This is a genomic window from Gemmatimonadota bacterium, from assembly GCA_022560615.1.
GTDB lineage: Bacteria > Gemmatimonadota > Gemmatimonadetes > Longimicrobiales > Gaopeijiaceae > UBA1138.
Genome location: JADFSR010000025.1, coordinates 1 through 24,777 on the forward strand (window position 1 = coordinate 1; position 24,777 = coordinate 24,777).

Here is a 24,777-nt window from a genome sequence, read left to right on the forward strand (position 1 = left end):
TCGGTTCGCGATACTGGCCGGGGAATCTCCCCTGAGCAGCGGGCCCGACTCTTCCAGCCATTCCAGAAGTCCCCTGGACGGCAGGGGTTCTTCTTTGCCCCAAGCGGGCTCGGCCTTTCCATAGTGCAACGCCTGCTCGAAAAGATGGACTCCGAGTTGACCATGGAAAGCGAGCTCGGACAGGGTACGCGGTTCTCCTTCATACTGCGCCTTCCCAGTTGCTTCCCGTCCCAGAGCAGGCTGCCGGTGGTCAGGAGGTAGACGACCAGTTGGGTGCACGGAGCGGGTGGTGCCGGTATCGGGGGAGCCGCTGCGCCGGGGTCGCCATGGCGGACATCCACGCCTCCCCCGGTTCCTGACCGGGGAACCAGCCCCTGCCCCCGATCGTTCTCTTGCTGAACCGCAACGACACGGGGTGCTCCATTCGCGGTATAGCCGAGCTAGGTCGCTTCCTCCGGAGCCGTGGCTATGGGTCGCGGCAGTGTGCCTCAGTGCGTGCGGGAGTGACCCGGCTGTTCCCCAGGCCGAGGAGGAAGATCGCCGCCGGGCCGGCACCGAGCTGACCAACGCGTTCCTGAACCTGACGTTCGAGGCCCCGGTGGCGCTGAGCGGGGCTCCGGCCGGCCTTCCGCGCCTCTACGTGGCGTTGCGCTCGGGGTACATCCACCAATTCGACAACGACCTGCAGGTCGAGGGAACGTTCGCATTCGTCGACCTGAGGGACCGGGTCTTGGACGATGGGGAAGCCGGAGGACTCCGTTCCTTCGTCTTCCACCCCGATTGGGCGACGAACGGGGAGATCTACGTTCACTACATCGCCGCGAATCCCCGTCGCAGCGTGATATCGCGCTTCCTGAACGAGCCGGGCACGCTCGACTTCGTCGACCCCGCGTCGGAAGAGGTGCTGCTCGAGATCGATCAACCGCACGGGGCTCGACCGGGTGGGCCTCTCCGCTTCGGGCCGGACGGATTCTTGTACATCGCCTTGGGCGACGGCGGACCGGACGGAGATCCGCCTCGATGTAGGTGCTACGTCCGGTATGCTCCCGTATGGGATTCCACCGGACAATCCGCTCGTCGGCAATGCGGAAGGACTGCGAGAGGAGGTCTACGCGTGGGGCTTTCGAGACCCCTCGGGCCTCGCGTTCGATCCGACGACCGGCCGCGTTTGGGTCACCGATCGCGGCGCTGTGCGTCTCGACGAGGTCAACGTCGTGACGGCAGGCGGCAACTACGGTTGGAATGTCATGGAAGCAAACATCTGCTACTCGCCGCCGTCGGGCTGCGACACAAGCGGCCTGATCAGCCCGGTCTTCGAGTACGGCGGCTCGACGATGCCGCGGGGCATCGCAGGCGGCTTCGTGTACAGAGGAACGCGCAATCCCGAGCTACTCGGGCGCTATATCATGGCCGACCGTGGGACCGGCCAGGTCTGGGCGATCGACTATGACGGTTCGGTGGGGCTCGGGGAACGGTTGGTGCTCGGCGAACCCGGCTTCATCGCGATCGGGTTGGACGCGGACAACGAGCCGCTGTTCGCGAACATCCAGGACGGGAGAATCTACCGCTTCGTGTGGACAGCGCCCTAGCAGCCCATGGCGCCTAACCTCCTGCCCCGACACTCCCCGCGCGAGCACCCTCCCTGACCAAGAGGGCCGAGACGACATTCGCCACCCGATCGGCTCCACCACCTGCTCGCGGTCGACGCGGAAGGCTGAGCAGCTCCGGCACCCGGTCGATCCAACCACCCTCCGTGAAGTCCTCAGGAGGTATCTCGAAGCCGAGCAGCTCACGTCGGACAAACGCCTCGAGCGGGGGCATTTCCCGAAAATCGCGGCGGCTCACGAAGGCGTACGGGAGCCCTTCGCGCCAGGCCTCCGCGGTGATGCCGTACCCGAGCTTCGCGACCAGCGCGTCGGCGGCGCGCAACAGGTCGGGCATGAAGATAGGCGCTTGGCTGCCGAACAGTCTCAGGTTGCCGTCGTGAGTCGTCTCGCTCGCCCCGGTCACGACAAAGACCACGTCGGACATCGCTCGAAGCCGCTTCAGGAAGGGCATACCTTCGCAATAGCCGCCCATGGTGATCATGACGACCTGCGCATCGAGAGGGATATCGAGCTGAGTCCTGACCTCGCAGCGCTCGAGCCGGGGAGCTCGGCTGATCGGGTCGACCAGCGTCTCCACTGCGGCGTCGCGCCAACAGAGCGGCTCGGTCTGGATGTGCAACGTAGCTTTTCTCCACCACTGATCGAGCTCGTCGCTGAATCGCTCGAGGTCCGGAGCGCGTTCGTATAGCGGCTCGTACAGCCATTGCCACGAAAAGCTCTCGATGAGCACCGACGGCAGACCGGCGCGCTCCGCGACCGCGATGCCGAGCGGAGCGATGTCACACAGAACCGCGGTGCACCCCGCTTCGAGCACGCGGGCGGCGAGGTCATCCAGCACAAGCGGATCGAAGGGGAGCAGATGGCGCAGAGCTTCGACCGTCCTGTCCAAGTCGTAGCGTAGAGCCGATACCTGCACGAAGCCGACGTCGCACAGGACGTCGTGGTACCGGAAGAACCCCCCGATCGACTCGTCGAAGAACCACCGTGGCACGGTCGTGTAGAGCTCGAACTCCGCGCCGGTCCTCCGGTGGAGCGCGGCCATCACGGCCGACGAACGCGCGGCGTGCCCGTAGCCGTGGGGAGAGACAAAGAACGCGAGGCGCAGCGGGGTCTCCCCCACTCAGTCGCTCGCGCTCAGAGCATCGGCGATCCCGTCCGCCACGTTCGCGATGCACCGCTCACCGATGTCGACGCTCATCCCTCGCGCGTCGCCCAGAATCCCGTTGGGGGTCACGGTTCGGAAGCCATCGCGGAAGATCCTCTCGGCGAGTCCTTCATCGAAGTCCTGGACGAGGCCGCGTTCCGCCCGGCCCTCGCGGACCAGGTCAGGACGGATGCACAGCATTTCAGAGGACTCCGAGATATCTGCGTGGCCCCCGACCCTGCCCTCCAACCCGGGAGCCTCGATCGCGACGGCGTTCTTCCAGAAGGTCATGAAGCCCAACAGGTCAGAATAGGCGTCTACGGCGCAGTCTGGCGCGACCGCGCTGCGCAGATCGTCGAGCATTTCGGCGAGCGGCGCGAAGTTTCCTCCGTGGGATGGCACGAAGCACACACGCCGGAATCCGTGGCGTGACAAGCTCACCGTATAGTCCATGCACAGGGCTTCCAGCGTTTGCCGCCGCAGTGATAGCGTGCCCGGAAAACCCATGTGGTGTTCGGAACAACCCACGCGAATCGTCGGCGCGACGAGCGCATGACCGAGTCGCCGAGCGACCTCGAGTCCGAGCCGGTCCCCACGCGCGGCATCAACGAGTAGAGGTAGGTGCGGCCCGTGCTGTTCTGTGGCGCCGACAGCGACCACGACGGTAGTGAAACCCGCTTCCAGCGCCTGGCCCACCTCGGGCCACGTCATCTCTTCCAGCAGTAGGTTCGGTTCTGTCATGGTGTGAACGTAAAGGATCATGGCCTCGTGCAACCCGGGACACTAACATCTGTGTCCATCCGTAGGGACTGTTTCTCGTAAGCCAATCACGGCTGTTCTCGGAGTCGGCGCATGCGCTTTCTGTCTCGCGGCCTCGTGCGGGCCGCCCTGCCCCTTCTGGCACCGCTCACGTCGCTCGCACAGGAGGCCGATCTCGACCCCGATCGAGGCCTTCCGCTCGAGCCCGCCCGGTGGGCGGAGTTCACTACTAATGAGGGGACCTGGATCTCCCTGGACGTGAGCCCCGACGGTCAGACGATCGTCTTCGACCTGCTCGGCGACCTCTACTCGATGCCCATCTCGGGCGGCACGGCAACGCGCCTGACCGAAGGATTGGGACACGATATGCAGCCGCGCTTCAGTCCCGACGGCGAGCGGATCGTGTTCGTGTCCGACCGGAGTGGTGACAACAACCTCTGGCTCATGCCTGTGGCGGGCGGCGAAGCGACGCAGCTCAGCAAGGGCGTTGGCAGCCGCTTCCTCTCCCCCGAGTGGACGCCGGACGGCGACTACGTCGTGGTCGCGCGGGCGCCGCCGCGCGCGGGCCTCGAGAAGCTGTGGCTGTACCACGTGGACGGTGGCACGGGCCTCGAGATGGTCGGCGGCAGCCGCGCGATGCGCCTCATGGGCCCCGCGATCGACTCCGAGGGCCGCTACGTGTGGCACTCCCAACGCAACGGCACATGGTCGTACAACGCGATTTTCCCGCAGTATCAGATCTGGGTCTACGATCGCCAGACCGGCACCCGCACGCCGATGAGCAACCGCTACGGTTCCGCCTTCCGCCCCACGCTGTCGCCCGACGGAAAGTGGCTCGCGTACGGCAGCCGACACGACGCGGAGACCGGCATCCGGTTGCGCGAATTGGACTCCGGGGAGGAACACTGGCTCGCGCACCCGGTTCAGCGCGATGACCAGGAGTCGACCGCGAACATGGACGTGCTGCCGGGATACTCGTTTACGCCCGAATCGGACGCGCTGATCATCTCGTACGGCGGCGGTATCTGGTCCGTGCCCGTGGACGGCTCGGATCCGACCGAGATCCCGTTCACCGTGAACGCGCGCGTCGCGGTCGGGCCCGAGGTCCGCTTCGAGTACCCGATCGAGGACACGCCGACCTTCATCGTCAAGCAGATCCGCAACGCTCAGCCATCTCCGGACGGGAGCCGGATCGTCTTCACAGCGCTCGATCGTCTGTATACCGCGACGCTCCCAGACGGTGAGCCGGAGAAGCTCACCAACGAGGAAATCGGTGAGTTCCAGCCGATCTGGTCTCCCGATGGGAGCTCGATCGCATACGTCACATGGGACGACGACGCGGGTGAGGGCCACATCAAGCGGATCTCGGCCAACGGCGGCTCGCCGACCACGGTCACGACCGCGCCGGCGTACTACCAGCAGCTCGCGTGGTCCCCGGACGGTGGTCGCATCGTGGCGGTCCGTTCGTCGCGCCGGAACGTGCAGGAGGCGATCGATCCGTTCATCGGGCTGGGTCTCGACTCCGAGTTCGTCTGGGTCCCAGCCGGGGGCGGCGACATCACCGTCATCGGGCCGACCGCCGGTCGCCAGCGCCCGCACTTCACGTCGGATCCCGATCGCATCTATTCGTACGGCTTCGCCCAGGCCGACCCGGTTCCGGGTTCAGCGACCGCCCGCCCACGCACGCTCGCGCTCGTCTCGACGCGGTGGGACAATACCGATGTGAGGCAGCACCTCCGCGTCACGGCACGGATCGACGTCTCCGCGGGCGGAGTCGCGGATGGTTACCAGATGTCCGCGACCTCTGACCTGGTGATGCCCCAGCAGTTCGACGAAGACGGCGAAGCCCGGGAGCTGATTCCGGAGCGTTCCGCTGGGCTCATCCTGATGGCACCTCAAGGTGATCTGGCGCTCGCCCAGATCGGCTCGGACGTGTATACGGTCACGGTCCCCCAGCTCGGCGCCACCGTACCCACGGTCCAGGTATCGAAGCCCGACTCGGCCGCGGTTCCGGTGTCGAAGCTCAACGAGCTCGGCGCCGAGTTCCCGACATGGAGCGCGGACGGGCGCTCCGTCCACTGGTCGATCGGGAACGCCTTCCTCTCGTACGATCTCGACGCCGCCGCCGGCGACGCGGGCTACACCGCGGACGAACAGCGGATCGAGGTGACCGCGGAGCGGGATATCCCGCAAGGCACCGTCGTGCTGCGCGGCGCGCGCGCGATCACCATGAACGGTGACGAGATCATCGAGAACGCCGACATCGTCATCACGAACAACCGCATCGCTTCGGTCTCTTCGGGACCGGGCACGGTACCCGAGGGCGCGCAGGTCATCGACGTGAGCGGCAAGACGATCCTGCCGGGCTTCGTGGACACGCACGCGCACATGTGGAACCTGTGGGGCTTCCACTGGGCCAGACCGTGGATCTATCAGGCGAACCTCGCCTACGGAGTCACCACGACCCGCGATCCGCAGACGGCCTCGACAGACGTGCTCTCGTACGAGGACATGGTGAGGGCCGGGAGGATGGTCGGCCCCCGCGTCTACTCGACCGGCCCAGGAGTATTCTCGGGCGACGCGATCCGAAGCTACGAGCACGCCCTGACCGTACTGCGGAAGTACAGCGATTACTACGACACCAAGACGTTCAAGATGTACATGTCGGGCAACCGCCGACAGCGGCAGTGGCTCATCATGGCGGCGCGCGAGCTCCAGCTCATGCCGACCACCGAGGGCGGACTCGACTATCGGCTCAACATGACGCACGCCATGGACGGGTATCCCGGTATCGAGCACACGATGCCCATCGTGCCCGCCTACAACGACGTCGTCGAGCTGTTCGTGACGTCCGGCACCACCAACACCCCCACCTTGCTCGTGTCGTATGGCGGCCCGTGGGCGGAGAACTACTACTACACGCACGAGAACGTGGTCGGCGACGAGAAGCTGAACCACTTCACGCCCAAGCGCGAGATCGACTTCAAGGCGCGCCGCCTCCAGACCACCGGCCCGGGACCCGGCGCGTGGTTCATGGAGGAGGAGTACGCCTTCAAGAAGCACAGCGCCTGGCTCGCCGACCTGGTCGAGGGCGGCGGCCGCACGGGCATCGGCAGCCACGGACAGCTTCAGGGCCTCGGTTACCACTGGGAGCTGTGGACGCTGCAGAGCGGCGGCATGGACGAGCACGACGCGCTTCGCGCCGCGACGATCATGGGGGCGGAAGCGCTCGGCCTGGGCCGCGACGTGGGATCGATCGAAGTCGGCAAGCTCGCCGACCTCGTGATCCTCGACGCCAACCCACTCGACGACATCCGCAACTCGAACACGATCGATCAGGTGATGATGAACGGCAGACTGTACGACGGCGATACGCTGGACGAGGTGTGGCCGAGGCAACGCCCCGCTCCGGACGAACCGTGGAGGAACACCGCGCCGGACGTGCAAGCCGGCATCCGGGGAGGTGCACGATGAGCGCGCGCACCAGGTGGTTCGGTCGCGCCGCATGGGCTCTCGTGGCGTTCGCGGCGGCGGCGGTTCCCCTCGAAGCACAAGGACGCGGTGGCCGCGGCGACTCCGATGACGATGACGACCCCCCGCTTTCGCTCGAGGCCGCCCGCACCGCGGAATTCACCGCCACCGAGGGCACTTGGATTTCGCTGGACGTGAGCCCGGACGGTCAGACGATCGTTTTCGACCTCCTCGGTGAACTCTACACCATGCCCATCACCGGGGGAACGGCGTCTCCGCTGCTCACCGGAATGTCGTTCGACGTGCAGCCGCGCTTCAGCCCGGACGGAGAGTCTGTGGCCTTCATCTCGGACAAGAGCGGCGGCGACAACCTCTGGACCATGAGGCTCGACCACACCGACACCACGCAGGTCACGCGCGGGAACACATCGCTGTACCTGTCGCCCGAGTGGACGCCCGACGGGCAGTACATCGTAGTGAGCCGCTCGAGGGGCTTGGGCGGTGCCGCTCAGCTGCAGATGTACCACGCGGAGCAGCGCTCTCCGCTTCCGATCTCGGGCATCCCGCCGACGCGCAAGTCGATCGGGGCGGCGCTGAGCCCGGACGGCCGCTACCTCTGGTACGCGGGTGGGACCGGCGACTGGCAGTACAACGCACGCCTGCCGAGGTACCAGTTGTACCGGTACGATCGTGAGACCGCGACGTCGACGCTCATGAGCAACCGTTACGGCTCGGCGTTCCGACCCGCGATTTCGCCGGACGGGCGTTGGCTGGTGTACGGCACGCGCGAAGACAGCGAGACCGGTCTGCGCAAGCGCGACCTCGAGACCGGCGAGGAGTCCTGGCTCGCCTACCCGGTGCAGAGGGACGAGCAGGAGTCGCGTGCTCCGCTCGACCTCCTTCCGGGATACGCGTTCACGCCGGACGGAGCCTCCATCATCGCCTCGTATGGCGGAAAGATCTGGGACATCCCGATGGCTGGTGGAGAAGCGACCGAAATTCCGTTCGAGGTTCCGGTGGAGCTCGGGATCGGCCCCGAGGTGAAGTTCGCCTACCAGATCGACACGACCGAGATGGTGACCGCTAGCCAGATCCGGAGCCCGGTCGCTTCCCCGGACGGGAGCCAGGTCGCCTTCACCGCGTTCGACCGCCTGTGGGTGAAGGACATGCCCGACGGCGAGGCACGCAGGTTGACCGACGCGGGCGTCGGTGAGTTCCACCCTCAGTGGTCGCCCGACGGGCAGTGGATCGCTTACGTCTCCTGGGACGACACCGATGGTGGTCATATCGTGAAGGTGCCGGCCGGCGGAGGTGCGCCGACGCAACTCACGAGCACTGCGGCTCTGTACTCCAACGTCGCCTGGTCACCCGACGGCGAGCGGATCGTCGCGTCTCGGGCTGCGGCACGTCAGTTGAAGGACGCGTCCGGAGTCTTCTTCGGACCGATCGGAGGTGAGTTCGTCTGGGTGTCGAGCAACGGCGGCGAGGCCACGGTGATCTCTCCGACCGGGTTCCGGGACGTCGCGCACTTCGTGAACGACGAGCCGGATCGCATCTACGCATACAGCCCCGTGGAGGGCCTCGTATCGTTCCGCTGGGACGGGACGGACGTGAAGCAGCATCTCATCGTTCGTGGACCGCCCCCGCGGGGCGGCCTCGCCAACCCGCATCCGGACGAGTGGGAGTTCCTTCCACGCCGCGTTTTCCCGTGGCGGAAGGCACCCGACCCGACCGACCCTGACCCCAGCGCAGAACCTGGCGATCCGCCACCGGCCGGGCTGGTCATGCTCTCGCCGGCGGGCGACCGAGCCTTCGCACAGATCGGGAGCGACATCTATATCGTCGACCTCGTCGAAGGCTCCGGCGGGCCTCCGCTCACGGTGATGGCGGCAAACGAGGAAGGCGCCCCCGTGCCGGTCCGGAAGCTGACCGACGTGGGCGGTGAGTTCCCGTCCTGGGCGCCGGACGGTTCGGCCGTCCACTGGGCGATGGGCAACGTGCTCTTCACGTACGATCTCGCCGAGGTCGAGGCCGAAGAGGAAGCGGAAGAACAGATTGGCCACACGCGAGCGTTGCTGCGTGCCCGCGCGATGGCTGTCACGGACTCGCTGCAGGAAAAGCGCGCCGAAGCCGACAGCCTCGACACGGATGACGAGGACGTTCCAGAGGAGCTCAGCGCCGAGATCATCCGGCTTGCGGCAGACTCGGTGCAGGTCGAAGCAGACTCGCTGATGGCACGCGCAGACTCGATCCGTGACGCGGCCGAGAAGGTCGCGGCCCGTGCCGCACGGATTCGTGACGGCGACGAGGAGCTGCTCAACGACTCGACCGACACATACGAGGCCGTCGAACAGAAAATCGAGGTGATGTTGCCTCGAGACATCCCCAGGGGCACGGTCGTGCTGCGCGGCGGACGCATCATCACGATGGCGGAGACGCCCGACGACACGACGGGAGCGCCGGGAGCGCCGCTCATCATCGAGAGCGGCGTCATCGTGGTGGTCGACAACAAGATCACCGCGGTGGGGCCGCCGGACTCGGTAGAGATCCCCGAAGATGCCGAGATCATCGACGTCTCGGGCAAGACGCTCCTGCCCGGCTTCGTCGACGTCCACTACCACTCGATGTGGCTGATTCCCGAGATCCATCCGGAGGAGGTGTGGCAGTATCTGACCACGCTCTCCTACGGTGTCACGACCACGCGGGACCCGCAGACGGCGTTCACCGACGTCCTCAGCTACACCGATCGGGTCGAGACCGGTGGGATGATCGGGCCGCGCGTGTACTCCACGGGCCCGGGCGTCTTCATCGGCGAGAACATCCAGAGCGCCGACCATGCGAAAACGGTGCTCCGGCGGTACGCCAAGTACTTCGATACCAAGACGCTCAAGATGTACATGTCGGGGAATCGCCAGCAGCGACAGTGGATCATCGCGGCCGCGCTCGAGCTCGAGATCATGCCGACCACCGAGGGCGGTCTCGACTTCAAGCTGGACATGACACACGCGATCGACGGCTATCCGGGCATCGAGCACGCCCTGCCCATCGCGCCGATCTACAGCGACGTGGTCGAGCTCTTCAAGACGTCAGGGACCACCAACACACCCACGCTGCTCGTATCGTATGGAGGGCCGTTCGGGGAGAACTACTTCTACGCGACCGAGAACGTTCACGACGACCCGAAGCTGAGGATGTTCACCCCCGAGGAGAACATCGATACTCGGACGCGGCGTCGCGGACCCGGCGCGGGTGGCTCACCCGGCCAGGCTGGTTGGTTCCTCGAGGAGGAGTACGTCTTCCCAAAGCATGCCGAGTTCGTGAAGAAGATGCTCGAGGGTGAGGCCCGCATGGGTGTGGGTAGCCACGGTCAGTTGCAGGGTCTCGGATACCACTGGGAGCTACGTGCCATGGGCTCGGGCGGAGCCGAGCCACACGACGTGCTCAGGGCCGCCACGATCCTCGGCGCCGAGGCGATCGGCTTCGGCGACCAGTTGGGAAGCATCGAGGAAGGCAAGTTCGCCGACATCGTGATCCTCAACTCCAACCCGTTGGACGACCTGCGCAACACGACCGACATCCAGTATGTGATGAAGGACGGTCGCCTCTACGACGGCATGACGCTGAACGAAGTGTACCCGACCCAACGGGTGCTGGAGCGGCAGGGTTCCGTCCAGGGGGCGCCGAACACCGCGGCAGGCATCCGACGGTAGGAACTAGGCAGCACGTCCCCCACTCTCGTACGTTGCCAGCCCCGATATGGCGCCCCGACCGACCGGAGATGAGCATGCGCGGCCGAATGATGCAGACCCCTCTTCTCATCTCGTCCCTCATCGAGCACGCGGGTCGGGTCTACGGCAGCCAGGAAATAGTCTCGCGCACGGTCGAAGGGCCGATTCACCGATATAGCTGGCTGGACGCCCGGAACCGGTCTCGCCAACTCGCCCAGGCACTCGAGGCGCACGGCATCTCCGCTGGAGACCGGATCGGGACGTTGGCCTGGAATACGTATCGGCACCTGGAGCTCTATTACGGAATCTCCGGCATGGGCGCGGTATGCCACACACTCAACCCGCGTCTGCACGCCACGGAGCTCGTCTACATCGTGAACCACGCGGAAGACCGGATCCTCTTCCTCGACCTGACCTTCGTGCCGCTCGCCGAAGCCGTCGCCGACAAGCTCCCGGGTGTCGAGCGGTACGTCGTGCTCACCGACTCGGAGCACATGCCGGAGACCACGCTCGTGAATGCGGTCGCGTACGAGGACTTCATCGCCGAACCCGACGGTGAGTACGAGTGGCCGGTCCTGGACGAGAACGACGCAGCGGCACTCTGTTACACGTCGGGCACGACCGGCCATCCGAAGGGCGCGCTGTACAGTCACCGTTCGACGGTCCTTCACGCGTACGGGGTCGCGATGCCCGACGTCTTCGACATGCGTCCGAGCACGTGCGTGCTACCGATCGTGCCGCTTTTCCACGCGTGTTCGTGGGGGCTCGCCTATGCGGCGCCCCTGACCGGCGCCAAGGTGGTCTTCCCGGGGCCGCGGTACGACCCTGAAGCGCTCACCGAGCTCATGACGACCGAGAGCGTGAACTACTGCGCCGGCGTGCCATCCGTTTTCATCCCGCTCGTGCAATACTGGCGTGACCATGGGAACCGGCCGCCTTCGCTGACCATGGCGGTCATGGGAGGCACGGCCCCACCCCCGTCGCTCTGTGCCGCACTCGAGGAGGAGTTCGGAATCGAATTCCGTCACGCCTGGGGCATGACCGAGACGAGCCCGCTCGGCTCCATCAACACGCTCATGCCGGAACATCGCGAGCTGCCGCTCGAGGAGCGCAGGCTCTTCCAGACCAAGCAAGGCCGTCCGCCGTTTGGGATCGAGATCCGCATCGTGGACGAGGAAGGAAATCGTCTCCCGCACGACGGCATCGCATTCGGAGAGCTTCAGGTCCGCGGCCCGTGGGTGATCCACAGCTACTTCAAGGACGACGAGTCGCGGCTCACGGAGGACGGCTGGTTCCCCACGGGCGACGTCGCTACGATCGACTCACAGTGCTACATCCACATCACCGACCGGAGCAAGGACCTCATCAAATCCGGGGGCGAGTGGATCAGCTCGATCGACGTCGAGAACACAGCGATGGATCACGAGGACATCGTGATGGCCGCCGTCATCGGCATCCCGGATGAAAAGTGGGATGAGCGCCCAATCATGATCGCCGTGGCCGCGCCCGGCTCGAATCCGAGCAAGGAGAGCGTGCTCGAGCACCTTGCCGCTACGCTTGCAAAGTGGCAGCTCCCCGACGAGGTCATCTTCGTGGATGAGCTGCCGATGGGCGCGACGGGGAAAGTGCAAAAGTCGAAGCTGCGCGAGCAGTACGCTGGGAACTGACGCCCCGAGCCAGGACCGCCGACTCCGCTCAGCTTCGGATTTGACCCGTGCCCCTTACGACGAACTTCCGGGTTGTCAGTTCACGGGCACCCATCGGTCCAAACGCGTGCAGCTTCGACGTGGAGATCCCGATCTCGGCGCCGAGCCCCAACTCACCTCCGTCGGCAAAGCGTGTGCTCGCGTTGACGAGCACCGTGCCCGCCTGAACCGCCGACACGAACGCTTGCGCCGCGGCATCATCCGACGTCACGATCGCTTCGGTGTGGGACGAGCCGTGATTGTCGATGTGCTCGATCGCCGCAGCCAGGTCGTCCACGATGCGCACAGCGAGGATCAGGTCCAGGTACTCCGCGTCCCAGTCCGCCTCGCTCGCCGGCACCACGACGTCACCGAGCAGCTCTCGAGTGCGCTCGCACCCGCGTAGTTCCACCCCAGAGTCCGTCAGCGCCTCGGCGATGCCGGGTAGGAGGTCCGGAGCGGCCGTCTGATGGACCAGGAGGGTCTCGAGAGCGTTGCACACGCCGGGACGTTGCACCTTGGCATTGCTCACGATACTGGTCGCCATCCGCGCGTCGGCCGAAGCGTCGACGTAGACGTGGCACACGCCCTTGTAGTGCTGAAGCACCGGAATTCGGCTCTTCTCCGTCACTGTACGGATCAGCCCCTCGCCGCCGCGCGGGATCACGAGATCGATGTACTGATCCTGCTCGAGTAGAATGTCGACCGCGGCGCGATCCGCTACGGGGATGAGCTGGATCACGTCGGCCGGGACGTCGGTCGTGTCGAGCCCGGCGCGAAGGGCTTCGGCGATCGCACGATTCGAGTGGAGAGCCTCCTTGCCGCCACGGAGGATGGAGGCGTTACCGGCCTTCAGACAGAGCGCCGCGGCGTCCGCCGTAACGTTGGGCCGGCTCTCGTAGATCATGGCCACGACCCCCAGGGGGATGCGCACGCGGCTCACGGCGAGTCCGTTGGGTCGCACGAGCTCGTCGGTGACCTCGCCGAGCGGGTCCGGCTGATCCGCGATCTCCCGCACCGCGTCTGTCAGCCTAGCGACACCGTCATGGTCCATGACCAGGCGGTCACGCATCGCGGAGCTGACCCCAGCCGCGTCGGCGGCCGCGAGGTCCAACGCGTTGGCTGCCACGATCTGATCGGCCGCGGCAGCCAAGGCGTCCGCCATGGCCTCGAGCGCCACGCGGCGCTGCTCGCCCGAGGTCGTCGCCAGCTCCCGGCTGGCCGCGCGGGCCCTGCGCGCCAGGTCCGGGATCAGCAGCTCGACCGAGGTAGCCGCCGAGACCGCCACTAACCCTTCTCGTCGTCGATGATGAACATGCGATCGCTTCGCATGACTACGGCGCCGACCTCTCTTCCAAGCGCTCGCTCGAGGTCCCTGCTGTGCAGCCCGCGGATGCGCTCGACGTCTCGGTCGTCGAAGCGGACGATACCGCGCGCCCGCTCCACCCCCGCACGATCGACCACCGAGACCAGATCTCCCTTCCGGAAGCGGCCCACGACCTCGACGATGCCACGGGGCAGGAGGCTCGCCCGCCCACGGATGGCAGACACGGCACCGTCATCGACCACCAAGCCGCCTTCGAGTCGACGCTGCACGGCCATCCAGTGCTGGCGTGCCCGGAGCGGCTCGGCTGCGGGGGCGATGTAGGTGCCGACCTCGTCGCCGTGAAGAACCGCCGCGATCGTGTCCCCATTCGTACCGGAGGCGATAACGGTCGGGATCCCGTACCTGCCCGCCCTCTCCGCGGCCTCGAGCTTGGTGACCATTCCCCCGATCGACCCGCGAGACGCCTTCTTGAAGCAGAGCTCTTTCAACTCCGCCGCACTGCGTGCGAAAGGAATCGGCTGCAGGTCGGGGTGGAGCCTCGGGTCGCGGGGGAATACACCCGCGACGTCCGTCAGGAGCACAAGAAGATCCGCGTCCACCAGAGCTGCCGTGATGGCCGCGAGGTTGTCGTTGTCACCGACCATGATTTCGGCCACGCTCACTGTGTCGTTCTCGTTCACGATCGGGATGACTCCGCGATCGAGCAGCGCCGTGAAGGCGTCTCGGACGGTGACGTAGCGGCGACGATCCGCGAGACAATCGTTGGTGAGCAGGAGCTGCGCGACGTCGCGACCTCGGTCCCTGAAGACTGCTTCCCACATGCTCATGAGCCGGGTCTGCCCCACCGCCGCCGCGGCCTGACGGTCCCGTACCGCCTCGGGCGGTGCGTCGAATCCGAGCACGCGAAAGCCGGCCGCAACCGCACCGCTCGAAACGATGACGACTTCGGTGTCCGTCGCGTCGGTGACCGAGGACGCCACTCGGGCGAGCGTGTCGGCGCACAGCTCGCCGCCGCCCGCCGTGAGGGTGCGACTCCCCAGCTTCAGGACGACGCGCTTCGGCTTGTGCCTCGAGGGTGCGTTGTGCCGGTTCGTCGGCCGGTGCCCCGCTTGGGGCCTCATTCTCCGAATCGCAATATCATGCATACTAGAAGAATATATATTCGTCCCTCGCGCGCGGAAGGCCCCCGTTGACGCCCCCATTCTGGTGTCGTTACTATTTTGTACAACTTTCTTTTTCCCGTGCACCTCATGGATCAACCTTCAAACGATGTGGAGCTCACCCTCAGCGAGGCTCGAGCGGACTTTTCCTCGCTCTGTAAGCGGGTGAGAGAAGAGAATCTCCGGGTCGTGGTGACCCGATGGGGGAGGCCTATGGCCGTCCTCGTCTCGCCACAGGAAGCCAAGGACGTTCAGACCTCCCTACGCTTCAAGAAACCACGAGGGATCTACGCCGTAAGCAAGTAACCCTTATCCACATGAGCCCCTCTAAGCGGCTCTAGAGGCCAGGTAAGGTATGAAATGACTACGCCCATCAATGCGCCATCGCTCAACCTCATAGTGGTCATAGCGCTCCTGCTCCTCAGCCCACTGTCGGTAGAGGCACAAGCGGAGCGAACCATGATTGCCCGCGTCACTCTGGAAATCACGATACTGTCACCCCTAGAGATCACGACCCGCTCCCCGATATCGATCGGTACGGTTGGCGCGGTCTACAGCCAGACGTTGGCCGCCGCAGGCGGTGAGGGCATCTACACCTGGACGCTGGCTAACGGGTCCACACTGCCCGCCGGCCTCATGTTGAACGCGGCCACGGGCGAGATCAGCGGCACGCCCACGGCAGCTGGTACGACGAGCTTCGAGATCGAACTCACCAGCGGCGCACCTCCGCCGGCTGCTGGTCGGTTGGCGATAACCAGCCTATCGAGAGACGTTGCATCGACCGCGGGCGGTACCGTGCTGTTTGTGAACGGAGCTGGATTCGACGCGGCGCAGAACCCCGTGGTGGCATTCGGCGGCACCAATGCGACGTCTACCACCTTCGTCAGTGGCTACCAGCTCAGTGTTGTGGTCCCACCTCACGCGGTTGGCGAGACCGATGTGACAGTCACGCAGGGAGTGGATGTGGGCACCCTGACAAATGTCCTGCCCGGCGGTGGGGCCTTCGAGTTCCTACCGGCCCCGACGGTCACGTACGTCACGCACGATTTCGAGGACGGCACGGAAGGAGGGTTCATCAAGGCACAGACAGAGGGTGGGTTCGTCACCATCGGCAACTATGGTGTTTCAGTGTCCGGCTCAATGTCGGCGTTGGCTACCACCACCTCTGGTGCGGGGTTGTGGGGACTCGACTACCACTACTCATCGCCGACTCAGCCGCCGCTCGAACCAACTGGGCTCTACCAACGCTGGTACGTGCAAGTGGACCAGGCAACGCTTGACGCGTCGAACAGGCCCGGAGGAGCTCAGATCAAGCTCTTACTCAATCGGGACGCGATTACAGGCAGCGCACCGAGTTGGCTGCACATGGGGATCGGGACCGACTTCGGTGGTCCGGCATTAGGCGTGGTGGTGTTTGCTGACGCGAACACGGGCTGGCTGGAGGGCATCGGTCCTCCGCCCAACGGGCCGTCATGGCCTGAATTCGTCATGCAGGCGGACACGTGGGTGGAATTCGAGACCTGGTTCTACCGAGACACGATCACGGGTCGCGGCCATATTCGCCTTTGGATCAACGGAAAGCTCGAGGTTGAGGCTTCCGATACCAGCCTGGGGACCAACTCATCCACGGACAAGCTGATGTGGGCGTTCGGCGGTGCATGGCAGCGGAGCCAGACGAAGGGGGACCTGATGCGCATGTATATCGACGACCCGGCGGCCGCCAACGGCTTCATTGATCCTGTCGTACTCTGAATGCCGTAGGCCCAGAGGCAGTTAACCCAGCGCCCCTGCTGTGACAACCGCAGCGCCGATCTGGAGTTCAGCGCCGCGGACGTGGAACGCATAGTTTCTTCGCCCGAGTTCGTGGCGTGGGTCGCGGCAACGGCACCGGGAATGCTCGATCAGGTGCAGGAGGCTCAGTTGAAGCTGCCGGCGCCGCCGCAGCCCTTGGACCGACCCAAGTCCCCTGTCCGCCGACAGACGATACACGGAAGCCGCGACCCCGCCGCTCAGCGTACGCGATCGCCTTCTCCTGTACGACGCCACCGCCGATGCGCCGCACTTCGTCCCAAGTCGCGTGGGTGAGGGCGACCGCCCGCTCGGCGGACTTTGGGTCTTCTGAGTACACACCATCGACATCCTTCACCAACCGCACTTCGGCGGCGTCCAGCGCGTCGGCGAGAAAAAGCGCGGTTAGGTCGGAACCTCCGCGCCCCAGCAGCGACGGGGCGCCGGAGGCGTCCCGACCCACGAAGCCCGGAAGCACCACCGCGTCGTGCGTGCCGAGAGCCGCCGCCAACGTGCTCGTGTCGACTTCGACGGGATCCGCGTCGCTCAACGCTCCATGCGTCCGGAGACGAAACTGCTCGGTGGGCAAGGACACCACGTTCACGCCCGCACTCGTCAAGGCGATGCTCAACAGCGCGACCGAGGCATCCTCACCCGTCGCCAGCAACAGTCCGAGCAACGCTTCGGGCGGCGTCGGTGCGAGGGATCGCGCGGCCTCGATAAGACGATCGGTGGTGCTGCCCATCGCGGACACCACGGCCACCACCCTATGTCCCTTCGCCACCTCTCGCGCGACCTCGTCGGCTGCTCGGCGGTAGCCGTCGGGCCGGGCGAGCACGGAGGAGCCGAACTTGAGCACCACAACCGGGAGCGACCTCGGTACGCCACACGCGATCACACCGCAGCGCACGCGACCTCCTGTGCTCGGGCAAGCGCAGCTCGCAAGTCCGCGACGAGGTCGGTGGCATCCTCGATACCGACAGAGAGACGCAGCAGCCCCTCGCTGATGCCCGCAATCGCGCGCGCGTCCTCGTCCATCGACGCGTGCGTCATCGTCGCGGGGTGCGCGATGAGGCTCTCCACACCTCCCAGTGATTCCGCAAGCGTATGGTGCTCCAGCCCGTCCAGGAAGGCATCTACCCCCGCCCGGCCGCCGTGGAGCTCGAAGCTGACGAGGCTCCCCCACCCGAGCTGCTGGCGAGCCGCGACCTCGTGTCCGGGATGGCCGGGTAGACTCGGGTGATAGAGCGCCTTCACGGCGGTGTGTCCGTTGAGCGCTTCCACAACCGCGAGCGCATTCTCCTCGTGGACGCGCGACCGTGCCTGGAGCGTACGAACGCCTCGGAGTGTCAGATAGGAATCGAACGGGGCCCCGGTGACACCCAGGCAGTTCGCCCACCATGCGATCCGCTCGAGCAGCTCAGGCCCCTTCGAGACGACCGCTCCGCCGACCACGTCGCTGTGCCCGTTCAGAAACTTCGAATACGGACGAGACGCGCTCGGGCTCCTTGAGGAACGCATCGTGGCCGAAAGGCGAGGACAGCGTTACGTGCTCGCAGACGCCCGGAGCGCCCTGGGCGAGCTCCTCGACGAGCCACGGGGGGACGAGCGCGTCGGTGTCGAACGAAACCAAAGTGGTCCGGCTCTCCACGAGCCCGGGATCGACGCAGTGGATGTCGATCGATGTCGACAGGCTCAAGAAGCTCGCCGCATCGAAGACGCTCGCGAACGCTCCGCCGCGCGCCTCGAGGTAGTCCTGAACCGGGAAGCGCACCGCTCCGCCGTTGGCGTCGAGGCTGGCGAGGTCGAGGCTGTCCATGTCGGGTCTATAGTCGAAGCGTCGTTCGAACTCGTCGGCGCTTCGGTAGGTGGTCATCGCCAACGCGCGGGCGAGCGCGAGCCCCTCTGCCGGAGCTCCACGTTCTTCGCCGAGTCGCACGACCGAGCGCTGGATCGACCGCCAGGCCGTTGCCATCGGGTGCGTGCGGTGCGCCGCACACAGCAACACCAGCCCGGACACCCTGCTGGCGAAGAGTTCCGCAAAAGCGAGAGCGACCATACCGCCGTAGGACGAGCCCACCAACGTGACGGAAGGAACACCCAGAGCGTCGAGCACCGCGGCGATCGCGCGAGCCTGGTCGTGCGTGGTCACAGGCGCCGTCGTGCGAAAGGTCGAGCTGGGACCCGCTAGGTAGTCGACGCCGATGAGCCGATGGCGGGTCGGGTCGAGCGCCCGCCCGAGCTCAACTACTCCGGGCCACCAGCCGGGCGAAGGGTCAGCGACCGTCGGAGCGAGATGCCGACCCGCGGAAATGCCTCCGAGAACGACGAGCGCCGGCGCGTGCGCGGGGCCATGCACCTCGTACGAGACCTCGATGGCCTGGGTCGCGTGATGGTCCAGCTCGATGCGATGGCGTGTGCGACCGGAGAAGCCCGGCGACGTGCCGGTCGAACAGTATGCTTCAACGTGACCCGCGGGGCCGCGGGCGAGGGCTGCGTGCGTCATGTCGATCCTCCAGACCGAGATATTCCATCGGACTCCTGGAGATCGACGCCCTCGAAGCTCGGCGGCTACGCGTTCGCGAAGCGGGCGACTCATCTTCCAATGGACTCTCGTCCATCGTAGGAGTTGGCACCTTGCGGAATTGCCACATTCCGCAGGTTGCCCCGGCGTCTAAGGGCCTGTCCCTCGACCGGTCTCGATGAGCTGTTTGTGGCGCCAACAGTAGTCGATCCGGCTGGGGTAGGTCAACCGGCGGCCTCGCCGCCGACCCGGGCGCCATCGGCTCGACTGAGCGCCCGGGACCAGGTGAGCGCGAGCCAAGCGATGAGCGCCGCAGCGAGCAGGCCACCCACTCGTGCGCCGCGGTATGGCCCGATCAGCGCTGTCTCGAGCGCTTCCGTCACCGCAAGTGTGCCCACGATCAACGGCGCCAAGGCCGGCACGCGTGCACTGAAGCGCACGATCGTAAGGATCACCGCGACGCCGACCAGCGCGGCCCCGATCCAAGCGAGAACCGACTCCTGCAACCCAACCGGGACGATCACGGCACCCATGGCCAAGATCGTGAAGCCCACGATACTCCCGTAGAACGTGTGCCCAGCGAAGCGCACGGTGGCCGCGGAGAGCGCAAGCATGCCAGCCGTGACAAAGAGGAACGGCGTCACGGCGTCGAGCGGCTCGGCGAGGATCGGAAAGAACGCCGAAGCCCCGGAATAGTCGGGGAGCGTGGGCCGCCCAGGCGAGAGCACGGACGCCATGCTCCCCAAACCGGCGATGAGCAGACCGAGCGCGGGCCCAACCCAGCGCGGAGCGTTTTTTCGGCTACGGGGCTCGAACCAGGAGTGGCCGAGGCCGGAGATCAGACCGATGCCGGCTCCTCCGATGAGAGCGATCAACAGGAGCCCGAACGCGGCTCCCCCTGCCTGGAGGGTCCACGGCTGGGCGGTGGAGAAGATCGCCGTGACGTCAGACCAGCCGTTGCCGATGGAGAGCGCCAACGCCAGGAACGTCACTCCCGCAGTAGTGAGCACCACTCGCGTCGGGAGCCCCCGGCGACTCCAAACGACAATCGCGATGACCGCGCCCCCGACGAAGTTGAGCACGAGCACCATTGCGAGCCCGCCGAGCATGAGACTCCGTCGAGTGCCGCTCTCACGCCGTTCTCGGCCCCACTCCTCCGGCACGTGCACATAGCGGCGGACATCCGCGACTTCGCCGCCGGCGACCTCGACCGTCACGCGCGCCTCGCCTGCCAGGTCGGCCAGGAGTGCCGGATCACGGAAGGTGAACTCCCAGTCGGTCCGAGCCGGGTGCACGGTCTCCTCGGCGCCCACTTCTTCGAGACGACGGGCTGCGTCCTCTTCCATCACGGTGCCAGCAGCGGCGAGCGCGAGGACTCGCGCCGAGTCCTCGGACAGACTGACCCCCGCGCGCGCTTCGGGCAGTGTATGAGCCATGCGCCGCAGCCCACCCTCACCGGACACGTACAAGCGAAACTCCTCGACCCGCTCCTCCGGCTCGGCGTCCCAGTCCACGTAGCGAACAACCCATTGAGGATCGGTCAGGTAGCTGCCGAGAAGCTGATCGAGGGCTCGCTCCCCTCCCTGCTCCAGCACGTACGCGTGCGCTGCCGAATTCCCGCCTCCCGTGTAGACGATCCGGGTCCAACCCTCCGACACCGCGCCAGAAGCATCCATTGTTTCCTGAGCGATGGCCATGACTTCGGACCGTCCGAGCACGAGCGTCGGCAGCGGTTCCCGCATCACGGCCGCGCCGACCCAGAGTAGCAAGCCGACGAGGCCCCCGACGTAGATCACGCGCGTGGGAACGGGTAGCTCGGAGGCGGCGTCGGCGCCGGACGGCGCGTCCCGCGCCCTCACCGTTGCCGCGACAACCCCCGACTCCGGACCGCTCGCCGGCTCGGGCGGAGACCACGCCCGGTTGTACGCCCACTCCGGCGGGGTCGACCGTGCCCTTCCTCCGCGCCGAGCCCAAAGCACGATCGCGGCAGGAACGAGTCCGACAGCGACGATGACGCCCTGGTCGAACATCGCGTCCGACGCGAACAGCACCCCCGAGATCAGCGCGAGGTCGTAGAGGAAATGCGTGAGGATCGTCGGCACGAGTCCGAAGAAGACGTACACCGCACCCCATGTGAGCGCAGGGATGGTAAGCTCGATGACGCGTGCGTACGGAGGCTGTTGCGGGTAGTTCGCGTGCCCCGCCGCGAAGACCACCGCCTGCACCGCCACCATTCCCCACACCCACAGGTTCTTCCGCCCGTACTTCGCGCCGATGAGCGCGGCACACGCGATCGGTACCGCACGGAAGATGCTCTCCTCCCACATCGCGGCGTAGAGCGAAATCGACACCGCCTGCAACCACGGCATGTACGTCGCCAGCAGATCCGGCTGCACCAGTGCACCCGCGGGAGACCACCAGCCGTCGAGCTGTGACGTGCCCAGGTAGAAGAGTACCAAGTACCCGACCTCGAGCCCCAAGAGCACGTACGCGGCCGCCGTGAGGCCGAGCGCCGAGTTGGACGACGCCACCTCGGGAGACCAGACGCGCCACTGCTGCAGGTGGTCCGGGAAAGCGCGGCGCCCGAGCGACTCCCCCGCCATGAAGAAGAAACCGAGGATGGGCGTGCCCAGGAAGAAGATCGCACCGGCCGCCGCGACTTGTTGCAGTACGAATGTGTTCGCCGACAGAGCCGTGTCGTAGGACATCCACGACAGCGGCAACGCGTTCACGCCGTTCAGTCCGATGAGCAGCGCCGAGAAGCCGCCCCACGTCAGCGCGGTGCGCCACTCCACCCAACGCCGTCGCAACAACAGGGCCGTTCCCACGCCCGCGCCGAAGAGCACGAAGAACAGCACCAAGATCGACTGCGAAACGAGCGCGATCGCGTTGTTCGTCGAGCGCATGTCGGCGTACTGACGCGAGAAGGCCTCTGGCACATGCACGAAGTGCGTGAGTTGTGTGAACTGGTCGCCGGCGATGACGAGCCGCACGCGAAAACGAGCCTCCGCGAGCGTGACGTCGGTGCGTTCGAAGACGAAGGTGTGGTCCACCCGCCCGCTGGGCAGCGTCTCCTCGGAGGACTCGAGCAGCGCATAGCTGGAGAGGTCGATGGGCCACGCGGCTGCTCCTGCCTCGGCCGCCGCGCGAGCGGCAGTCTCGTCGAGGTTACCCTGGCCGGGGTCGTCCTCCGAGAGTCGCAAACGAAAACCGTACGGGGTGCCCTCTGGCGTGAAGCGTACGAGCGCCTCCTCGACCTCCCCCTCCGCGAATCGCCGCACCGACCACTGGTACGGCTGATAGACACCCGCCCTCGCCAGGCTCTCGAACGCGTCGCGGCCGCCGCCCTCGAGCTCGACGTACGTCTGGACCTCTGAACCCACCTGCCCGAACGACGCCGCTGAGCGCGCGTCGGCGGGGGCCCAACCGTATCGCTCGGCGAGTACGGCGGCTTCGGCCAGCGCACTCCCACGGTCCATGGAGATGTCGAGCGAAACGCTGGGCAGCGCGACGCGGAAGAGCTGGATCGCCGTGACCGCACCGGCGATGCCGAGCGCACAGAAGATGATCCAGAAAGTCGGGCGACGCGTCATGGGCGCTTCCCGCTCGGCGGCCAAGATGGCCGTCACCTTCATCGGATCGACTTCGAGAAGACCGTGCGGAACCCCCGATCGGTCTCGCAGATCGGAAGTGGGTCGAAGGCCGCGGCCGGCCGGCCGCTTGCTCCCGCCTGCACGCCGTTGGGTCCGGTATCGGGGCAGCCCGCCACTACGCTCAGCTGAATACGGCCGCGGGAGCGGAAGTCGAGCCTCATGTACCCGGGGAGAGAGGCTGCGAAGAGAGTCTCAACGCCTTCGCGCTCGACCCTCCGAACCGCGGTCCGCTTGCTTGCACTCCCGGAGACGAGGTGATGCCAGCTAGCGCCCCCGGGCCCCCCGTCCGGGTTCCCGCTCAATTCATGCACCTGGAGCGAATGATCGTGGCCGGCGGCAAAGATGACCGGGACGCGACTCGAGGCCACGAGAGGCTCGATCACCCTGAGGTAGTCCCGGTAGGCTGCCGCGGCCATATCCTGGTTCACCAGGCGTGCGCGGTAAGCGAGGCCCTCCAAGAGCTCCGCGTTGCCGCCGTGGGGACCGCCCGTGACGAGCGGGTGGTGGGCGGCCAGGACCACCTGGGTGTCCCCGGCGGCGGCCAGCTCGGACCGGAGCCGTCGCACGACATCCTCCTTCGACCGGGAGGCACAATCGGGATTTGCCGCCACGCCTGCAATCCACCACTGAGAGTCGACCGCCAGCACGCGCGCCATCAGAGCACCCGCTCGGTTCCGGATATCGACTCTCCTCGGACCGGGACAGCCAGCCTCGGGGACCATCGGGAACGTGTCGCTTCCCAGGGCCCCGAGAGCGAAGCCATCAGTCCTGAGGGCCCTCTCCTGCGCCCGGAGCCGCCGTCTTCCTACCGGGTCGCTCGTGTTCGCCCAGTCGTGGTTCCCCGCTATGAAGCGCGCCCGCGCCGAGACGCCTCGCACAACCTCGACCTGCGCGTCGAGGAGCTCAAGATCTTCCGGGTGATCAGCACGTACCCCGTCCTCGTAGACGTTGTCCCCTAAGTAGAGGACCATCACAGGAACACCTCGATCGCCCAGTGCACGGACGCGCTCCCGCAGGTCGTGCAGCACCGGGTTCTCCCCGAACGGCACGTACCCCGCATCCCCGACGAGGAAGAGGACCGCTTCCTGATCCGATCCGCCCGGGTCGCGGCATTCGAGCGGCGCGCGCATGCCTTGGGCGGGTGGCGGGCACGTAGTGACAAACTCGTTGAGGCTGCAGCCCGCCGCTACGAACACGATCCCGAGCACGGCCGCGGTGGCCAATGTGCCCCCTCGACGCCCCAAACCCATCAGAACCTGATCGACCAGTAGAAGAGGGGGATCGCAGCTATTCCGCCACCCCATGCACCGGGCCCCCAGCCGTTGTGGTCCTCACCCGGTCCTGCAAAGACCCCGATGGCGCCGACCAGCGCCCCCGCACCGAGTCCGATGAATGCGCCCGACCACGCGCCACCGGGCAGCTCATCACGGAGCTCTTCGGGTCCCAGGCTCGCGAGCACCGCGCTGAGGGCCCCGACGGCAACCCCTGTCGCAACACCGGCCACCGCGCCACGCACCGTCGGTCCGACGGCGTGCCCAACGGTGGCGCCCTCGCCGATAGAGATGGAAATCGCTCCAACGGCAGCACCCGCTATCACCCACGGCAGAAGCTCGCCGAGGCCCTCGCTCACCGATCCCTCGACGTAGCTGTCGAAGACGTTCGCCTTCAGCGTCACGAACGAGGCGCCTGCCAGTGCGCCGGTCAGAGCACCGAGCACGGCGCCGCCTACGGCCGACCCAACTCCCGCCTCGACTGCCTGAGGTGACTGGCCGGAGCCGTGCGAAGGCCCGAGGATCGCAGCGCCGACAAGCGCTGCAGTGAGCGCGAACCGAAGGCGAGGACACCGCGGTGCTGGGGCGCTGACCGGTCCCGCGGACCGCGAAGCTCGAAAAGCGTGCATGTCCACGCCTCATTAGAGGATTTACGCCGGA

17 protein-coding genes, 1 pseudogene and 1 riboswitch are annotated in these 24,777 nt (G+C 66.4%); of the genes and pseudogenes, 8 read left to right on the forward strand and 10 right to left on the reverse strand.

Going from position 1 to position 24,777, the window contains the following annotated elements:
- The 3 genes and pseudogenes from IIB36_13750 to IIB36_13760 all read left to right on the forward strand — a co-directional run.
- Positions 1-261, forward strand: a 261-nt coding sequence (locus IIB36_13750) for a hypothetical protein (GenBank protein MCH7532804.1), incomplete at its 5' end; no start/stop codon positions are given.
- A gap of 25 nt (positions 262-286) precedes the next feature.
- Positions 287-1,000: pseudogene (locus tag IIB36_13755) on the forward strand (PQQ-dependent sugar dehydrogenase).
- Between the two features lie 40 nt (positions 1,001-1,040).
- Positions 1,041-1,589 (forward strand): PQQ-dependent sugar dehydrogenase, encoded by a 549-nt coding sequence (locus tag IIB36_13760; protein ID MCH7532805.1) that lies wholly within the window; start codon positions 1,041-1,043, stop codon positions 1,587-1,589.
- Positions 1,590-1,602: 13 nt separating this feature from the next.
- Here IIB36_13760 and IIB36_13765 read toward each other — a convergent pair whose 3' ends face one another.
- Positions 1,603-2,727, reverse strand: coding sequence for a hypothetical protein (locus tag IIB36_13765; protein ID MCH7532806.1), 1,125 nt, complete (start codon positions 2,725-2,727; stop codon positions 1,603-1,605).
- Positions 2,728-3,492: a creatininase family protein gene (locus IIB36_13770; GenBank protein MCH7532807.1), complete on the reverse strand. Its 765-nt coding sequence runs from the start codon at positions 3,490-3,492 to the stop codon at positions 2,728-2,730.
- 135 nt (positions 3,493-3,627) lie between these two features.
- On the opposite strand from IIB36_13770, the gene IIB36_13775 reads away from it, so the two are divergent.
- From IIB36_13775 to IIB36_13785, 3 genes are all read left to right on the forward strand, one after another.
- Positions 3,628-6,984, forward strand: a complete 3,357-nt coding sequence (locus IIB36_13775; GenBank protein ID MCH7532808.1) for a PD40 domain-containing protein — start codon at positions 3,628-3,630, stop codon at positions 6,982-6,984.
- Positions 6,981-10,691 (forward strand): PD40 domain-containing protein, encoded by a 3,711-nt coding sequence (locus IIB36_13780; protein ID MCH7532809.1) that lies wholly within the window; start codon positions 6,981-6,983, stop codon positions 10,689-10,691. Before IIB36_13775 ends, IIB36_13780 begins: the two co-directional genes overlap by 4 nt.
- 74 nt (positions 10,692-10,765) lie before the next feature.
- Entirely contained in the window at positions 10,766-12,376 is a 1,611-nt protein-coding gene (locus IIB36_13785) for a long-chain-fatty-acid--CoA ligase (GenBank protein ID MCH7532810.1), read from the forward strand.
- Between the two features lie 28 nt (positions 12,377-12,404).
- Here the strand turns inward: IIB36_13785 and IIB36_13790 are convergent, their stop codons facing one another.
- Both IIB36_13790 and proB read right to left on the reverse strand, forming a co-directional pair.
- A complete protein-coding gene (locus tag IIB36_13790; GenBank protein ID MCH7532811.1) occupies positions 12,405-13,682 on the reverse strand; it encodes a glutamate-5-semialdehyde dehydrogenase in 1,278 nt (425 codons plus the stop codon).
- Positions 13,682-14,842: a glutamate 5-kinase gene (gene proB, locus IIB36_13795; protein ID MCH7532812.1), complete on the reverse strand. Its 1,161-nt coding sequence runs from the start codon at positions 14,840-14,842 to the stop codon at positions 13,682-13,684. Before proB ends, IIB36_13790 begins: the two co-directional genes overlap by 1 nt.
- A gap of 129 nt (positions 14,843-14,971) precedes the next feature.
- On the opposite strand from proB, the gene IIB36_13800 reads away from it, so the two are divergent.
- On the forward strand, positions 14,972-15,187 hold the full coding sequence (locus IIB36_13800; protein MCH7532813.1) for a type II toxin-antitoxin system Phd/YefM family antitoxin: 216 nt from the start codon (positions 14,972-14,974) through the stop codon (positions 15,185-15,187).
- A 54-nt stretch (positions 15,188-15,241) separates the two neighbouring features.
- The gene (locus tag IIB36_13805; protein MCH7532814.1) at positions 15,242-16,633 is read left to right on the forward strand and encodes a putative Ig domain-containing protein; all 1,392 of its coding nucleotides are present in this window, start codon (positions 15,242-15,244) and stop codon (positions 16,631-16,633) included.
- Between the two features lie 67 nt (positions 16,634-16,700).
- Here IIB36_13805 and IIB36_13810 read toward each other — a convergent pair whose 3' ends face one another.
- From IIB36_13810 to IIB36_13835, 6 genes are all read right to left on the reverse strand, one after another.
- Positions 16,701-17,579 carry a hypothetical protein gene (locus IIB36_13810; protein MCH7532815.1) on the reverse strand — a complete coding sequence of 293 codons (879 nt, stop codon included), beginning with the start codon at positions 17,577-17,579 and terminating at the stop codon, positions 16,701-16,703.
- Entirely contained in the window at positions 17,564-18,190 is a 627-nt protein-coding gene (locus IIB36_13815; GenBank protein ID MCH7532816.1) for a PLP-dependent transferase, read from the reverse strand. Before IIB36_13815 ends, IIB36_13810 begins: the two co-directional genes overlap by 16 nt.
- Positions 18,090-19,175: a homoserine O-succinyltransferase gene (locus tag IIB36_13820; protein MCH7532817.1), complete on the reverse strand. Its 1,086-nt coding sequence runs from the start codon at positions 19,173-19,175 to the stop codon at positions 18,090-18,092. The genes IIB36_13815 and IIB36_13820 overlap by 101 nt, the downstream gene beginning before the upstream one ends.
- Positions 19,176-19,261: 86 nt before the next feature.
- Positions 19,262-19,378: riboswitch (SAM riboswitch) on the reverse strand.
- Between the two features lie 39 nt (positions 19,379-19,417).
- Complete coding sequence (locus tag IIB36_13825; protein MCH7532818.1) at positions 19,418-22,828, reverse strand: CPBP family intramembrane metalloprotease; 3,411 nt, start codon at positions 22,826-22,828, stop codon at positions 19,418-19,420.
- Positions 22,825-24,069 carry a hypothetical protein gene (locus IIB36_13830; GenBank protein MCH7532819.1) on the reverse strand — a complete coding sequence of 415 codons (1,245 nt, stop codon included), beginning with the start codon at positions 24,067-24,069 and terminating at the stop codon, positions 22,825-22,827. Before IIB36_13830 ends, IIB36_13825 begins: the two co-directional genes overlap by 4 nt.
- Positions 24,070-24,095: 26 nt before the next feature.
- Positions 24,096-24,563, reverse strand: a complete 468-nt coding sequence (locus tag IIB36_13835; protein MCH7532820.1) for a hypothetical protein — start codon at positions 24,561-24,563, stop codon at positions 24,096-24,098.
- Positions 24,564-24,777: the final 214 nt, after the last annotated feature.

What these genes read in the sequence shown, in the direction of transcription:
- IIB36_13760 (MCH7532805.1), top strand. Translation starts at nt 1,041, where the DNA reads ATGCTCCCGTATGGGATTCCACCGGACAATCCGCTCGTCGGCAATGCG.
- IIB36_13770 (MCH7532807.1), bottom strand. Translation starts at nt 3,492, where the DNA reads ATGACAGAACCGAACCTACTGCTGGAAGAGATGACGTGGCCCGAGGTG.
- IIB36_13780 (MCH7532809.1), top strand. Translation starts at nt 6,981, where the DNA reads ATGAGCGCGCGCACCAGGTGGTTCGGTCGCGCCGCATGGGCTCTCGTG.
- IIB36_13785 (MCH7532810.1), top strand. Translation starts at nt 10,766, where the DNA reads ATGCGCGGCCGAATGATGCAGACCCCTCTTCTCATCTCGTCCCTCATC.
- proB (MCH7532812.1), bottom strand. Translation starts at nt 14,842, where the DNA reads ATGAGGCCCCAAGCGGGGCACCGGCCGACGAACCGGCACAACGCACCC.
- IIB36_13800 (MCH7532813.1), top strand. Translation starts at nt 14,972, where the DNA reads ATGGATCAACCTTCAAACGATGTGGAGCTCACCCTCAGCGAGGCTCGA.
- IIB36_13805 (MCH7532814.1), top strand. Translation starts at nt 15,242, where the DNA reads ATGACTACGCCCATCAATGCGCCATCGCTCAACCTCATAGTGGTCATA.
- IIB36_13815 (MCH7532816.1), bottom strand. Translation starts at nt 18,190, where the DNA reads ATGCGTTCCTCAAGGAGCCCGAGCGCGTCTCGTCCGTATTCGAAGTTT.
- IIB36_13820 (MCH7532817.1), bottom strand. Translation starts at nt 19,175, where the DNA reads ATGACGCACGCAGCCCTCGCCCGCGGCCCCGCGGGTCACGTTGAAGCA.
- IIB36_13825 (MCH7532818.1), bottom strand. Translation starts at nt 22,828, where the DNA reads ATGAAGGTGACGGCCATCTTGGCCGCCGAGCGGGAAGCGCCCATGACG.